We start from the raw sequence: 14,021 nt of genomic DNA, 5'->3' as shown, positions 1-14,021 counted from the left end.
GGATGGTACACAAGTGGACTGATGTCACCTGTCCCGAAGGGGTTCGGCAGCATCCCGATCGCTCCACCGATTGCACGGTGCCCAGTCAGGGTATCCCGTCACTGTCGTACCCATTTCGAGACTGAGAACGGGCCGCGGATCCGCTCGCTAATACGTTCGCCGTCACGGTCTTCCGCTGACTTGTTTGACGACGTGGAACGGGCGGTTCCGAATCGGCGAGGGATTCGATAGCGGGTGCTGACACCACTCCCCGTCTATGGAACGCACTGCTCGCCGTCGCCGCCTGCCTCTGGACAGTGGCCCAGACAGGCTCCACCCACATGACTTCGGAGACGAAACACACCGTTTTTCGGGAGGAGGAAGCCGATATCGAACGCCGTCTGTTCGTCGAGGGTCGTATCTAACACCGATTCGAAGAAGGTGGAAACGACGCAGAAACGCCACCCAACCTCCGTCACGAGAGCGTCCCCGCGATCCGTGAGCGTCACTCCCTGATATTTTTCGTAGTCCACCAGTCCCCGCTCGTCGAGTTTCGACACCATCTCCGTGACGCTGGCCGGGGTCACGTTCAAGAACTCCTGCAGTTCCCCGGTCGAAACCCGCTCTGTGGGAGATTCCGAGAGGACAGAGACGGCGAAGAGATATCGGCCTGCGCTCCGCTCGATATCGGAAACCGACGGCGTGAGCGACGAAGCGGACCCTGTTTGCGATTCTGAGGACATATCTCTTGGTCTCTCAGCTATTGCGGAAAGTGTAGTCCCGAACCCCTTCGCTCTGTCTCGGGTACGAAATCGACCGAACATCTCCGGCCCCAGGGTTTTGATTAGGTGTGCCTAAAACTGGGTTGCTCATGGGTACGGGAGAAGGTGAAAACGGGGCGATCTCGTTGCTCGGTATCAGACGTATTGCTGACGGCTCGCCGACTCGCCGGGCGGTGTCGGTTCGGTCCACGCTGCTCCTCGCCAGCCTCGTTTCGCTTGCTGGATTCGCTTGGGTGGAAACGGGGACGACACTCGTGGACTGGGGGGTCCGGCTCGCTCACGTCGGCGCGTTCTCGCTGTGGTTCGGCGGCGCGATGTGGCACAACTTCGTCGTCTTGCCGACAGTACGGTCCCGACCCGACGCCGGTGAGGCGCTGAAACCACAGGCACACGCGTTCCGCCGCCACCTCCCCGTCGTTATCTCGGTCGTATTCGTGACCGGCGTCTACCAGACTGCCGGCCTCATCGGGTTGTCCGCTCTAGCGCTGCTCGCTTCACCGATTGGGCACCTTGTCGCTGTCAAACTGCTCGTCCTCGCCGTCTTGACCGCAATGGTTGCCGCCAGCTTCAAGCGAAACGGGTAGTCGGCTTTACGGACCGCCACCACGGCCGAGTCGGCATCTCGCGCCGACTGTCTTCGGGTCACGAGGTCCGTTCGCCGGTAATCGTCCACAGCGTACTCTGTATCGATTTGCCCACAAAGTACCCGATAAGACCCCATAGAACGCTACTTTCGACGCCCTGCAACACGGCTCCGACACCAGCACAGAGGACACCGAGGACAACGCCGGGATAGTTCTGTGCAGGCGATAGTACTTCCATAGACCCTTTCAGCTATTTGTAAAAAAGAGCATTTGTCCGAACCTGTTCGTGTCTGCATTGACAGACCGCTACCGAATTATAGTAACAATTGAAACGATTTCCAACGGCTACTATAGCTGTGGCTGGTCGGGGATACCCTCTTGACGGTGATTCGGGTCCCACCGACTGGGGCGGAGCCCTCGTATTATCGACTGACGCCGACGGAAGCACGCTTTTGAACTACAGAACGGGCGTTCTAAACTCGCAAAACTCACCTTGTAATCTCGTCGCCGCTCGTCCCCATCAGCCAGCGACAATCGAATACATTCAACTACCAACCGCATTCGTTTCGGCCCGTTTGAACAGCCGACGGGTCGCCTACGAGTCCACAGTATCGCCGCCGGCGACACTTTGTTCTGTCGGCGGCTGAATGGTCAGGTGGTCCCGCTTCGATTCGATGAGGGACGCCGGCAATCGAATGTCGCCGTCGGAATCCCGCTCAACGCCGAATATCTCTTGAACCTCGCTGTTGATGACAATCGTCTGAAGTTCTCCCGTAGCTGTATCGAGCGTAATGTTTTGCAGTGTGCCGACTTCGCGGCCATCGGTACTCACGACCCGGACGTTGGAGAGCTGGTTTGCGAGGACCGTTCGCATATTAGTCACTCATCCCGAAATTACCATAAAAATACTGATCTCTCCCAACTTCCCACGCCCTGTCGTCTCTTATTGCAAAACGACTGCATATGTTGATGGCATGAACATCGCCGACGCTGAAATGGCAAAACAGAGATGACCGTTTGCAGCAGAGCGGCCTCGCCGGCCCTCCAAGCTGATTAGTACTGCCGAGTTCAACGTGGTTTTAAGCTATCGCAGACGGTTTTTCAGTCCCACCGTAACTGCTAATCGTATGCCAGTGAATTGCCCTCCATCTGCAGTCCAGTACTGTCTGCAGTATCGCCCTCGAATACATGCACAGTTGCCCGCTCTGCGGGAGGTGGTTCTGTGAGGGTTCGGTCGGTGGCGCTGGCCGCGGTGCTTATCGCCGCAACGGCGACGGCTCCGGGGCTGGCCGCTGCGGAGCAGCAGGCCACGGTCTCAGAGGACAGTTTCCCGCTGCACTCAGACGAACAGCAGGTGGTCACCGGGGAGACAACGCTGGACCCCGGAACGGAGATTGCTGTCGAAATAGTGTCAAGAGAGTCGTCGTCCCCGTTTGTCTACAAAAGAGATGCCAAAGTGCAGTCCAACGGAACGTTCGCCGCCCAGTTCGACATGTCTAGGGTGTCGGCGAACACATCCTACAAACTGTCCGCTTATGCTGACGCTGACAAGCTGTATGAACGTAATGGAACCGTCGAAGAGTGCGAAAGCAACTGTACTGACGCCACAGCGGCGGCAGAGCCGGGGGTAGCTGCTAAACAACAGGCTACGGTCTCAGAGGACAGCTTCCCGCTGTATCCATATCCCCAACAGGTTATCACCGGGGAGACCACGCTGGAATCCGGGACGGAGATGACTGTCAGACTTGTGTCGGAAGATGCGTCGTCCCCGTTTCTCAAACAAAGAGAGGTCAGAGTGCAGCCCAATGGGACGTTCGTCGCCCAGTTCGACATGTCTGGGGTGCCGGCGAACACGTCCTACGAACTGTCCGCGCACGTCGACGGTGACACGCTGTTTGAACGGACTGGAACCGTCGCTGAGTGCGACAGCAACTGTACTGACCCGGTACCGGATATCCAGACTCCGACAGAGACTGACGAGGACGAAAACGTCGTCACGGTCTCTCAGGGAGAAACCGCTGAAATTCCGGTCTCGATGACTGATGGCGGGAACAAAACGCTCTCCGTCGGCAGCGAGGCAGTCAATTATCAGATCAACGCGACTGTCAGCGACGACGACGAGGACGGTGAGGTGCTGGTCCTCTTCGACACCGCGGCTGCCGGCACCGACGCGGAGACCCTCAGTGTCGCGGACGACGGCGACTCGCTCACCGTGACTGCGACAGAGCCGGAACTCCCGTCGACGCTTGCCCCCGCCGCGTACACCTACCGCGTGTTCGACGGCACGACCGACGATTCGCCGACCGTCGGGACGCTCATTATCGAAGGAAACGAGACGGCAAACGAGGAGTTCGAGGTCGAGGAGACAGCCGAATTCGGTTTCGAGGAATCGGTGTCCCGAGTTCAACAGGGGGACACCGGTCGGATTCCAATCGTCCTCGCAACCGCTGACGCGGCCACTGTCTCTATCGGGAGCCCGGCCACCAACTACGAGATCAATGCGACCGTCCGCGACGGGAACGGCGATGATCGTGTCGTCCTCCTGTTCGACACCACGGCGGCCGGCCACGACGAACCCACCCTCGAAACCGCGGCGGACGCCGACGCCGTCGCAGTCGAGTCCGGTTCGGAGGTCGCCCTCGATTCGCAACTCGCCGCGGCGAGCTATGAATTGTCGCTGTTTCGCGGGACCGAGGCGGCCGACGAACCCGATGCGGTCGGCACGCTACTGATCACTGATGGCACCAACTCGTCTGCGGATGCGTCCTCCGACGGCGTCGATTCAGTTACCGGCGAAACGCCGGCCCCAGGGCAGTCACAGGACGGTGATTTCGGAATCGGTACCGGCGCTCTCGCCGTCGGTGGCATCCTCGCCATCGCTGGTGTGGGGATCTGCCTGCGGTCTCTTATGAACTGACGCTTCGCCTGACGTCCGCAGGCCGCTTTTCGAAGCAGTATCGGGGCACAGCAAGTCGGCTTTTCTATCAGGGTGATCGTCCCTATTGACCAAACTATACCGTTATCGTTGGGGCTAGATCAGTGAGCGATGCTTTCCTGCCCGCAGATCGCCGCAGCGGAAGTGTCGGCTCGGCTACGGAACTCGCTCAGGCTTGCCCGTCAACCAGTAGGGCGGCTATACCAAGCACCGTGAGACAGAGGCAGAAAAACAGCAGGCCCGGTTCGATGACCTCGAAAACGAATCTAGCGACAGCGTTCGTCCCACTGACCGGCCCTGCGTTCGGACTCGCCGGAGCCAAAACCCCGTCGCCTGCGGTCGCGGTCGCCAGTTTCTCCGCGCCCCATTGGACGAAGAGGCTCGCGAAGCCGATGAGTCCCAGCCCAGTGACGACATCAGCCATCGACTGCTGGAGACGCGGCTCCAGGTCTCGGTCGCCGACGAGCACAATCGGATCGCTTGCGGGACCGTACACGGTCATCTCGTTACCCTTCGAGGAGTAGACCGTCTCGACCGGTTCGATGAGCTCTGCGTCTTCGAGATTCGAGACGTGGTAGTGGACGTTCTGGACCGACGTGTCACACCGGTCCGCTATCTCGGACGGCGTTCCAGGCTCGTCGTACAGCGTGCGGAACAGCGACCGGCTGGTGTCCGATGCGAGAGCGTCGAGAACGTCGTCGGTTTCGTTCTCCGCAACACCGAGTACCCGCGGTGATTCGTCTGCTGTCCCGGTCCGCTCCTGTAACGTTTCGATAGGGCTCGACATGGGTCACTGTCGGATATATGATACGGCACTCTTCAAAGGTCTGTGGCTGGGTTAAAACGAGTTTTAACCATCAGTACGGTTCTGTGCAGCCCGGACCGCGCGGACTGGCTCGACCGCCCCGTGGCCGGTTCCGTTGTCGAGTCCCGGTCGTCCCACGTCTCTCGTGGTCCGTTCCAGCAGGTGTTCGGTTTCGCGGGGGGACAGCGACTCGTTTGCATCCAGCAGCAAGGCTGCGGTGCCACCGACGTAGGGGACTGCGGCCGAAGAGCCGACGAAGCCGTCAGGTGCTGCGGCGGCGAACTGTCTATCCGGGGCCACGACGTCGACGCCGACCCGGTTATCGACTGTCGGGCCTCGTGAACTGAACGGTTCGAGCTGGTCGATACGGCTGTTGTACGCCCCGACAGTGATGGCTTTCCGGGCCGTGCCCGGAGCCACAATGCTGTTCCGAGTCGTCGTGTGCTGGAGGTCGTGCGTCGGTGACACGAGCCGGAGCCGCGCGCCAGTCGGCGATGCTGGCCCTCGAACGACGAGATAGTAGTCGCCGGGTCTGACGTCGGCAACGATACGCTCGTTTGGTACATCGTCACCGCGGTAGGGCTGTGAGCGGGCGACGAGACGGGAGTCGGTTCCGTTCGTCCGGTACAGTTCGACTGTGTACTCCTCGTCTGCGTGGCCCCGGTCCCACGAGAGCCAGACCGTGATTTCGGTCCCGCCTCGAACGTAATTCTCCCGACTCCCGTTGGTAAACGTGACCGTCCGATTCTTTACGTCCTCGGACGTGTACTGCCCCGACCAGTGGGATTGCGCGAGATTACCGGCTGGGGCGATGAACACTGACCCACTCTCCGTCGCTCGCGTCGCACTCCGGGCGACCGGTCCGGTTCCATCGCCTGGCTGCCCGTAGAACGAAACGGGTGCGACAATCACGTCGACATCCGCTTGAACGAGCCAGTTGACTGCCTGTCGGTAACTGTCGACGCTATCGACCCGGGCGAGATAGAGGTCGGCGTCCGGTGCGGTCCGCGACACGACGGCGGCCGTCGCGGTTCCGTGTGCCTCCCGTGTGTCGTCTACGGACCCACCGCCGAAGCTCCGTGTTTCGGTGACCTGTCCGGCAATCGTTTCTGACTCCGTATCGAATCCGGTCGGATCGACGATGCCGACCGAGACGTTCGAACCTGTGACCCCGGCCGTGTGGAGACGTGCGAACCGGCCGGCTGCTCCGTCCGACACCGATACTGATGCGGCATCGGCCCTGTCCGGGCGGGAGTCTGTTGGCCCTGTCACTGCGAGCATTGCGATGCTACCAGTGAGTGATACGATTGCGACGACGGCCAGTAGCAGCACAGTCCGATCACGCACTGCTGACCACCTGCCGCGATACGCCCGTCGGTCTGTGGGGAGCCAGTCTCTCAGCGAACACTGCCCGGGAATCGAGTGCCGTACCGAGATGTCCGGCTGCTCGGTGATACATATCGCAGAACACGTCGCCTGTGAAAACCGACGCACGTACATTCACATAGCAACAGTATAACCGGCATACACGTCGTTTCATGGTTACTTTCGGTCTGTGGTGTGGGTCTCAACTGTAGTACCAACGCACTGTTAATTGAGCAGTCGACAACGGGGAGGGCGGGGTGTGCCCGTTGCCGTGTGGACACCCGGACTGGGATGGATTCCGATTCGTGGAAACCGGCGGCATACGGGGAGGGCGCTGGCAGCCGGGAACCGTCTCAGGCGGTCGCCGGCGTTTGCCCCGTCGGTCGGGAGCATACTAAAGCTACCAGAGACTAAAAACTGGTTTTAAACGTCGAGAGCTGTGGGTTGTGGCCGATTCACACACCTTGGTACTCGTCGTCGACGGATTTGCACCGGACTGCGAGATGGAAGATAATTTTGGGTCGGCCATCGGATTCCGACTGGATGTTGTGCCCTGATATTGGCCTGCCGAGATTCAGCAGCGGGCCGTTGGTTCCCGTTGTAGCGTACCTCCTGGTAATTGTCGTCCTCTCCGGACTGGTGATCATCTCCCCCGGCGCATCGCCGCCGCCCGTCTTGGGAATGCTCTGGGGTGTCTTCCTCGTCGCACTCACCGTTGGTGCGCTCAGAATTGAGACCGTCTCACCGCGCTCTCTGCTCCCGCCTGTTCGCACACTGATACCCGTGATCGGGGTGGTCATCGCGTTCTGGGGACTGTACAACCTTGTTGCGGTCGCCCTCGCGGTGGGTGGGATCTCCGGGTTCGACGCCTCGCTGTCGAGAACCGCTGCCCACCCGCTGCTGTATCTCGCGGCGCTTTTCAGTTCGCTTCTGTTCACTGCGATCCCGGAAGAACTCCTCTTTCGCACGTACCTGCAGGAGAAATTCACGAGGCTGGCCGGCGGGGCGACTCGGCGTGCGGTGCTGGCTGGTATCGGCCTTGTCGCAGTCCTATTTGCTCTGTTTCATCTCCCGCGGTGGTTTCTCGCATCGGGGCACGGCGTCGGTTCCGCGCTGGCAGCCAGACTCCTCGGACTGACGCTCATGGGACTCGCTTACGGGAGCGTATACGCACTGACGGGCAACCTCTGGCTCGTCGCCCTGTTCCATGCATCGATGAATCAGCCGCCGGTAATCGTATCGGTGCATATCCCGACCGAGCTACATCTGGTAGCGAGTGTGATCGAGTATGCCGCCATCGTCTCGCTTGTCTACCTGACTGTTCGGGTGGTCGAATCCGGCGGGACACCGCTGATCTGGTCACGGCGGAACAACCCTGCCTCGACCGGGGACTGATACTGCCGGCTGTACGTCTGTGAAGAATCTCGCCACTTCGGGGTGGCGAATCTCTTGAAATAGTTACAGCCGGCAGTATGAGCAGTCGCTCCGCAGTTGAGGTGTGGTCCGGGCCGTACGTGTTCCACTTTGTGTAGATGGCAACCAACCGTAACAGGCGGAGAGAGACTGGGCTTTATTTCCGCTTCGTACAGAGACGTGACCATGGATCTACAGACGGAAACCTGGACTGATATGGCGGCTGTCGAGACGAGCCTGGCGCTGCTTCCCGTCGGGAGCACGGAGCAACACGGACCACACGCGCCGCTCGGGACGGACACGCTCGACGCCGAGGCGGTCGCCGAACGCGGTGCCGAGCGGTACGACGACCCTGTCGTTGTCGCACCGGCAGTCCCCGTCGGCGTCGCCGAGGAGCACCGGGCGTTCACCGGCACGCTGTGGACCTCCGAATCGACGTTTCGGTCCTACGTCCGTGACATCGTCCGGAGCCTCGCCAGCCACGGCTGGGACCATGTGGTGCTGGTCAACGGCCACGGCGGCAACATCGACGCCTTGCGGGAAGTGTCCGGCAAGATAACCCGCCACGACGAGGCCTTCGCCGTCCCGTTCACGTGGTTCGACGCGGTCGGTGACCACAGCGCCGACATGGGTCACGGCGGGCCGCTGGAGACCTCGCTGCTCCGGCATATGAATCCCGAAACAGTCCACGAGGACCGACTGGACGAGGCCGCGGACGGTGGCAGCGACGGCTGGGGGGAGTGGCAAAGCGGCGTCAACCTCGCGTTCGATTCAGACGAGTTCACCGAAAACGGTGTCGTCGGTGACCCGCGGGAGGGGAGCGCCGAACGCGGGGAGACGCTGCTGGAGCTGGCGACCGAGTCTCTCGTCGACCTCCTCGATGAGATCGCGGACCGACCGGCCGGACCGCGCGAGTGAGAGCTGAGCCAAGAGCAGACAGCTTATATTAAAATTACACTATTTGGTCAGTCTTCAACAGAGTTCACACACGTTTCTCAGTCAAAAGTCTATGATGTCGTTAGTATGGCTAAATATATGTCCAAATCTAGTATTTAGAGTTAGATCATAATCAGATATGGTTGTATATGCAAAATATGTTGGTGTATCTTGTGGGACAGCTCATGATTCCACGTATTGGCTGGAAGCGGACGCCCCGGTTCAGTCGTCGCCCGCCCCTCGCTTCCGGATCTGTTTCCCACCGGCGTCTGGCGTCCGGAGCACCGCTTCGTCCGTTTCCGGTCCCAGGACTTCCACGCGGACGCTCGACACTTTGTACTCGGGGATGCCGGCGGTCGGGTCGAACGTCTCGCCGGTAAGCTTGTTGACCGCGCCAGCTGCGAAGTGCATCGGGATGAACAGCGTCCCCGGGCCGACGCGGTCGGTGACCTGTGCCTTGACGACGATATCGCCCCGCCGGGACTCGACGCGGACGTACTCGCCGTCGGCGATGCCGAGCTTCTCGGCCGTCTCGGGATGTACTTCGACGAAGCTCTCGCCGACGTGGCTCATCAGCCCCTCGACACGGCGGGTAATCTGTCCTGTGTGCCAGTGATACAGCACGCGCCCGGAGGTAAGCGTCAGCGGGAACTCCTCGTCGGGAATCTCGCCGGGGTGTCCGCCGTCGGCGGGAACGAAGCGGGCCTTCCCGTCCTCGAAGTTGAAGTTCCCCTCGTCGTAGTCATAGAGGTACGGCGTGCCATCGTGGTCCTCGTCCCAGCAAGGCCACTGCAGGCCATGTTCTTCGCCGGATTCGAGCCGGTCGTACGTGACGCCGCCGTAGATGGGCGCGAGCGAGTTGATTTCGTCCATGACCTCCCGCGGGTGGTCGTAATCCCAGTCGTAGCCGAGGTGACGGGCCAACGCCTGCGTGATTTCCCAGTCCTGACGGGCCTTGCCCGGCGGCTCAGACGTGGGTCGAACCCGCTGGATGCGTCGCTCCGTATTGGTGAACGTGCCGTGTTTCTCCGGCGACGTGGCCGCAGGGAGCACCACGTCGGCGTACTCCGCCGTTTCGGTCATGAAGATGTCCTGCACGACGAGGAACTCTAGGTCTTCCAGAGCCTCGGCGGCGTGCTGGATATCGGGTTCCGAGAGCGCCGGGTTCTCGCCGACGACGTACATTCCCCGAAGGTTCCCCGCGTGAGCCTCGGCGAGCATCTCTGGTACTTTGAGTCCGGGCTCCTTGGGCGGGCGCTCGCCCCACGCGTCGGCGAACTTCTCGCCGACCTCGTCGTCGGCTGGGTTCTGATAGCCCGGCAAGCTCCCCGGAAGCGTCCCCATGTCGCCACCGCCGCCCTGCACGTTGTTCTGGCCGCGGAACGGCGAGAGGCCGGCTCCCGGCTTGCCGACCTGCCCGAGGACGAGCGCGAGGTCGGCCATCGCGATGAGGTTTTCCGTGCCGTGGCTCTGCTGGGTCATCCCCATCGCCCAGCCGAAGACGACGCTGTCGGCCTCGGCGAGTGTCTCGGCCGCCGAGGCGAGTTCTTCCGGCGACACGCCCGCCAGGTCTTCGACTTTCTCGGGCGTGAACGCCTGGACTTTCTCCCTGACTTCCTCGAAGTTCCTCGTGTTGCGTTCGATGAAGTCCGCGTCGTGGAGGTCGTGTTCGATGATGTACCGAATCAGGCCGTTGAGCCAGGCCACGTCGTAGCCGGGATTGGTCCGGGTGTACTGGTCGGCGTGCTCGGCGATGCCGATTTTCCGCGGGTCGAACACGACGAGGTCGGCCCCGTCGCGGACGTTCTGCTTGATTCGCGTGGCGAGCACCGGGTGTGACTCCGTGGTGTTGGAGCCGCTGATGAGGTAGGCGTCGGCCTCGCCGATATCCTCGTTGATGCGGTTGGTCATCGCGCCGTAGCCGAGCGTCTGCTGGAGCGCGGCGACTGTCGAGGAGTGACACAGCCGGGCGCAGTTGTCGATGTTCTTCGTGCCAAGGACCTGCCGGGCGAACTTCTGGACGAGGTACGCCTCCTCGTTGCTGCCCTTCGAGGAGGCCAGACAGCCCAGCGAGTCGATGCCGTGCTGGTCCTGAATCTCGGTGAAGCGCTCGGCCACATAATCGAGCGCCTCCTCCCAGGTCGTCGGTTCGAGTTCGCCGTCGTCGTTGCGGAGCAGCGGCTCGGTGACCCGCTGTTTGCTGTTGGCGAACTCGTGGCCGAACTTCCCTTTCACGCAGGTCGAGAAGTTGTTCGCGGGCGCGTTGTCAGGGTCATCTACCGGGACGACGCCGAGCGAGTCGCCGTCCTTGCCCCACATCTCGAACCGGCAGCCGACGGCGCAGAACCCGCAGGTCGTTTCCTGCTTGTCGATTTTCGAGAGGCGGTAGTCGCTGACCGCGCTGGCGATGTCGAACAGTCGGCCCTCGGGCATCGTGTTCGCCGCGATGCTCTCGGCGGTGTGTTCGCCGGCGAGGAACGCCTTCTTCCCGTAGTCCTTGGCGATGTCGCCGGCCCGCCGTTTCGCCGCAGACGCGAATCTGGCGAGGCCTTGCTTCCCCTTCGCCGCTCTCGGGTCGTCGGGTTCGAATCCGCGATTCGGTGCTGTGGTGTCGTCGATTGTCTCGACGTCCTCGTGCTCGATGACTTTCCCGATGGAGTTTCGTTGGGTAAAGCCGGGCAACGGGAGCGTCGCCGCGCCGTCGATGCCCTTCTCTGTCAGCGATCCAGTGGGGCAGACGGTGGCGCAGTGGCCACATGAGACACACTCCGAGTCGTGCATGGTTTCGGCGTCGGACTGGAAGCCGATACGGGTGTCCTCGCCGTGGCCCTCGATACGGAGGACGCCCTCGACCTGCACGTCGTTGCAGGCGTCGACACAGCGGTTACAGAGGATGCACTTGTTACGGTCGATCTGGATGAACGAGGAGGTGTCGTCGATGGGTTCGTACTGGTCGCGCTCGTCGAAGACGCCGTAGCGGGGGTGGTCGACGTCCTCGCTGATGGCGGCGTCCTGCAGTTCACAGCGGCCGTTGCCGCTGCAGGTGGTACACCGGAGGTTGTGGTTCGACAGCACGAGGTCGAGATTGACGCTACGGGCCTCCTCGGCGTCAGGGGTGTCTGTCGAGACGGTGAGGCCGTCCTCGGCGGGGAACGAACACGACGGGACGAGGCCGTGTTCGTCGGTCTCGACCATGCAGGTGCGACACTCGCTGCGCGGGCCGATCTCGTCGCTGCAGTCCCCATCGCGGTCGTAGTAACACAGGGCCGGAACATCGGCGTCGTCTTCGACGCCCTCCGCACCGGGGTCGACACTGACGATATCGTCGTCGAGGTCCTGCAGCGCGTCGATGATGGTCGACCCCGGGGCGACCGTGACCCGCTCGCCGTCGACGGTAAGCGTCGTCGGGTCGTCTGTGTCGGTTCCCACGTCGGGGTCGTTGGCGGTGCCGGTCTCGAACTCGTGAGTGACTGGCGTCTCAGGCTGTGGGTCGTGTAGGTCCGGAACTCGTGGAATCGATTTATCTGTGCTCATAGTTTCTCCGTACAGGTGCCGCTGGGACAGTGGCCGTCGGTGTGAGCGCGGAACTCAGGTTCGAACTCGTCGATGGCTGTGCTCACTGGCCGCGGCGCGTGCGCGCCGGTCTGGCAGTTACTCGACTGACGCATCACGCGACCGAGTTCACGTATCTTGTCGCTCTCGAACGAGCCATCGTATATGTCGCGCAGGAGTTCAGCGAGCTGTTTCGTCCCCTCGCGGCCGGGGACGCACCGACCGCTGTTCTCCATCGACGCGAACCGTGCCCGTTTTCCGACCGTCTCGACGGTACATCGATCGCTGTCGAACAGTTCGACGACGCCGTTGGTGCCGAGGCCAGCGGTTCGGAGAGACTGGGCGGTCGGTGCCATGTCGAGGCCGCGAGTGACACCGCCGAGAACGCCGCCAACACAGGCCATCTTGAACGAACCGTCCATCTCGACTGCCTCGCGAACCGCCGCGAGGCTTGCGCTCGACCTGAGTTCGACTGTCGCCTGGTTGGCAACGTCGCCGGTGACAGTCACGATTCGCGTTCCGGGGTCAGCGGCGTCAGCGTCGACGCTATCGGGCTCGGCGACGGCTCGCTGAACCTGCGCGAACGTCCGCGGTGTGTGGACGACTGTTGGGCGGCCGTACAGGCCTCGTTTGGCCGGTGATGGCGGCTGGAGCCGCGGTTCTACGCGGTCGGCCCCTTCCAGTGCTTCGAGCGCCGCCGTGGGCTCGCCGGCGCGGAATTCGTCCGGGCCGGCTACCAACTGTGGAACGACAGGGAGGGTGTCGGCGGCTGCGTCGATTGCCTCGCGGAGGTGCGCCTGCAAGTCGGTCTCCGACTCGTTTACATAGACGACAGCGTCGCCAGCGTCCACGTACTCAGCGACCGCCGCAATCCCGTCGAGGACTGCCATCGGTGTGCCGGACAGGAGCGTGTCGTCGCCCGTCGGGAGGTCGCTGGCGTCGTTGGCGTTACAGACGACCACTGGGTCACCGTCGGTTTCGCTGGCTGTTTCCCACGTATCGGCGACCGGTTCGTCAGCGGCGGCGTCCCCGCGACCGCGGCCCAGCAGCCCGGCTCCCGCTGCAACGTCGGCGGTCCGTTGGGTTGAGACGAACGACCAGTCGGCCGGCGAAAGCGGGGCGACCCAGCCACAGGGGCCCAGTACGTTGCGGCGGCCGACTGAGAGCGGGCCACGCTCCGGGGCGGGGAGCGACGCCGTTTCGGGGTCGTGCTCGACGACAGCGTCCGCATCGGCTGTCGGTACTGTCCCCGCTTCCAGTTCGTCGATGAGGTCACGGACGGTCGCCGGTGACGGGTCGCTGTAGAAGGCTGTCCGTCCGCTACGTGTAACCATCACTAGCGGTGTGGCTGCTGTGATGCCCGTTGGCCCTGTCCTGACGACCGGTGTCGAGTCCGCCGTCGTCCGCGCCGCGGCGAGGACCCGGTCCCCGTTCTGTGATCGGCCGTCCGTCGACACCCGGACGGCGGTCGAATGAGCGAGGGCCGTGGTTTCCCGTGTCATACTCTGTGCCTCGTGTTGAACGATTAAAAACCCCAGCCGAGCGGTCCCGGGACCACTGGTTGCAGTGGCGTCATCGACCCACACAACATATCACTTGCTTACACAATAATGGGACAGCGCTGGCCGAGTCGTTCCGCTGAAACAATGAGGCAGCGGGACGTTACCCCC

11 protein-coding genes are annotated in these 14,021 nt (G+C 62.3%); 4 read left to right on the top strand and 7 right to left on the bottom strand.

Annotation, left to right across the window (positions count from 1 at the left end; all coding sequences use genetic code 11):
- Positions 1–254: 254 nt before the first annotated feature.
- Positions 255–722: a metal-dependent transcriptional regulator gene (locus HAH_RS18490; RefSeq protein WP_014031227.1), complete on the bottom strand. Its 468-nt coding sequence runs from the start codon at positions 720–722 to the stop codon at positions 255–257.
- 128 nt (positions 723–850) lie between these two features.
- On the opposite strand from HAH_RS18490, the gene HAH_RS18485 reads away from it, so the two are divergent.
- Positions 851–1,345, top strand: coding sequence for a hypothetical protein (locus tag HAH_RS18485; protein WP_014031226.1), 495 nt, complete (start codon positions 851–853; stop codon positions 1,343–1,345).
- Between the two features lie 58 nt (positions 1,346–1,403).
- On the opposite strand, the gene HAH_RS18480 is transcribed toward HAH_RS18485, so the two are convergent.
- Together HAH_RS18480 and HAH_RS18475 are read right to left on the bottom strand one after the other, a co-directional pair.
- Positions 1,404–1,583: a hypothetical protein gene (locus tag HAH_RS18480; protein ID WP_023843008.1), complete on the bottom strand. Its 180-nt coding sequence runs from the start codon at positions 1,581–1,583 to the stop codon at positions 1,404–1,406.
- A gap of 357 nt (positions 1,584–1,940) precedes the next feature.
- Positions 1,941–2,219 carry a PRC-barrel domain-containing protein gene (locus tag HAH_RS18475; protein ID WP_008312209.1) on the bottom strand — a complete coding sequence of 93 codons (279 nt, stop codon included), beginning with the start codon at positions 2,217–2,219 and terminating at the stop codon, positions 1,941–1,943.
- A 348-nt stretch (positions 2,220–2,567) separates the two neighbouring features.
- Here HAH_RS18475 and HAH_RS18470 point away from each other — a divergent pair, with 348 nt between their 5' ends.
- The gene (locus HAH_RS18470; protein WP_233425878.1) at positions 2,568–4,262 is read left to right on the top strand and encodes a BGTF surface domain-containing protein; all 1,695 of its coding nucleotides are present in this window, start codon (positions 2,568–2,570) and stop codon (positions 4,260–4,262) included.
- 187 nt (positions 4,263–4,449) lie between these two features.
- On the opposite strand, the gene HAH_RS18465 is transcribed toward HAH_RS18470, so the two are convergent.
- Positions 4,450–5,067, bottom strand: coding sequence for an ArsR/SmtB family transcription factor (locus HAH_RS18465; RefSeq protein ID WP_014031224.1), 618 nt, complete (start codon positions 5,065–5,067; stop codon positions 4,450–4,452).
- A gap of 63 nt (positions 5,068–5,130) precedes the next feature.
- Positions 5,131–6,432: a S8 family serine peptidase gene (locus HAH_RS18460; protein ID WP_044952832.1), complete on the bottom strand. Its 1,302-nt coding sequence runs from the start codon at positions 6,430–6,432 to the stop codon at positions 5,131–5,133.
- Between the two features lie 561 nt (positions 6,433–6,993).
- Here HAH_RS18460 and HAH_RS18455 point away from each other — a divergent pair.
- The gene (locus HAH_RS18455; protein WP_014031222.1) at positions 6,994–7,845 is read left to right on the top strand and encodes a CPBP family glutamic-type intramembrane protease; all 852 of its coding nucleotides are present in this window, start codon (positions 6,994–6,996) and stop codon (positions 7,843–7,845) included.
- 204 nt (positions 7,846–8,049) lie between these two features.
- The gene (locus HAH_RS18450) at positions 8,050–8,781 is read left to right on the top strand and encodes a creatininase family protein (RefSeq protein ID WP_014031221.1); all 732 of its coding nucleotides are present in this window, start codon (positions 8,050–8,052) and stop codon (positions 8,779–8,781) included.
- A gap of 240 nt (positions 8,782–9,021) precedes the next feature.
- Here the strand turns inward: HAH_RS18450 and fdhF are convergent, their stop codons facing one another.
- Both fdhF and HAH_RS18440 read right to left on the bottom strand, forming a co-directional pair.
- Positions 9,022–12,333 (bottom strand): formate dehydrogenase subunit alpha, encoded by a 3,312-nt coding sequence (gene fdhF, locus HAH_RS18445; RefSeq protein ID WP_014031220.1) that lies wholly within the window; start codon positions 12,331–12,333, stop codon positions 9,022–9,024.
- Entirely contained in the window at positions 12,330–13,853 is a 1,524-nt protein-coding gene (locus HAH_RS18440) for an NADH-ubiquinone oxidoreductase-F iron-sulfur binding region domain-containing protein (RefSeq protein WP_044952830.1), read from the bottom strand. The genes fdhF and HAH_RS18440 overlap by 4 nt, the downstream gene beginning before the upstream one ends.
- Positions 13,854–14,021 lie beyond the last annotated feature (168 nt).

The organism is Haloarcula hispanica ATCC 33960 (genome assembly GCF_000223905.1).
GTDB lineage: Archaea > Halobacteriota > Halobacteria > Halobacteriales > Haloarculaceae > Haloarcula > Haloarcula hispanica.
The sequence above is the reverse complement of the archived record's forward strand: the minus strand, read 5'-3'. Positions and strand labels throughout refer to the sequence as shown.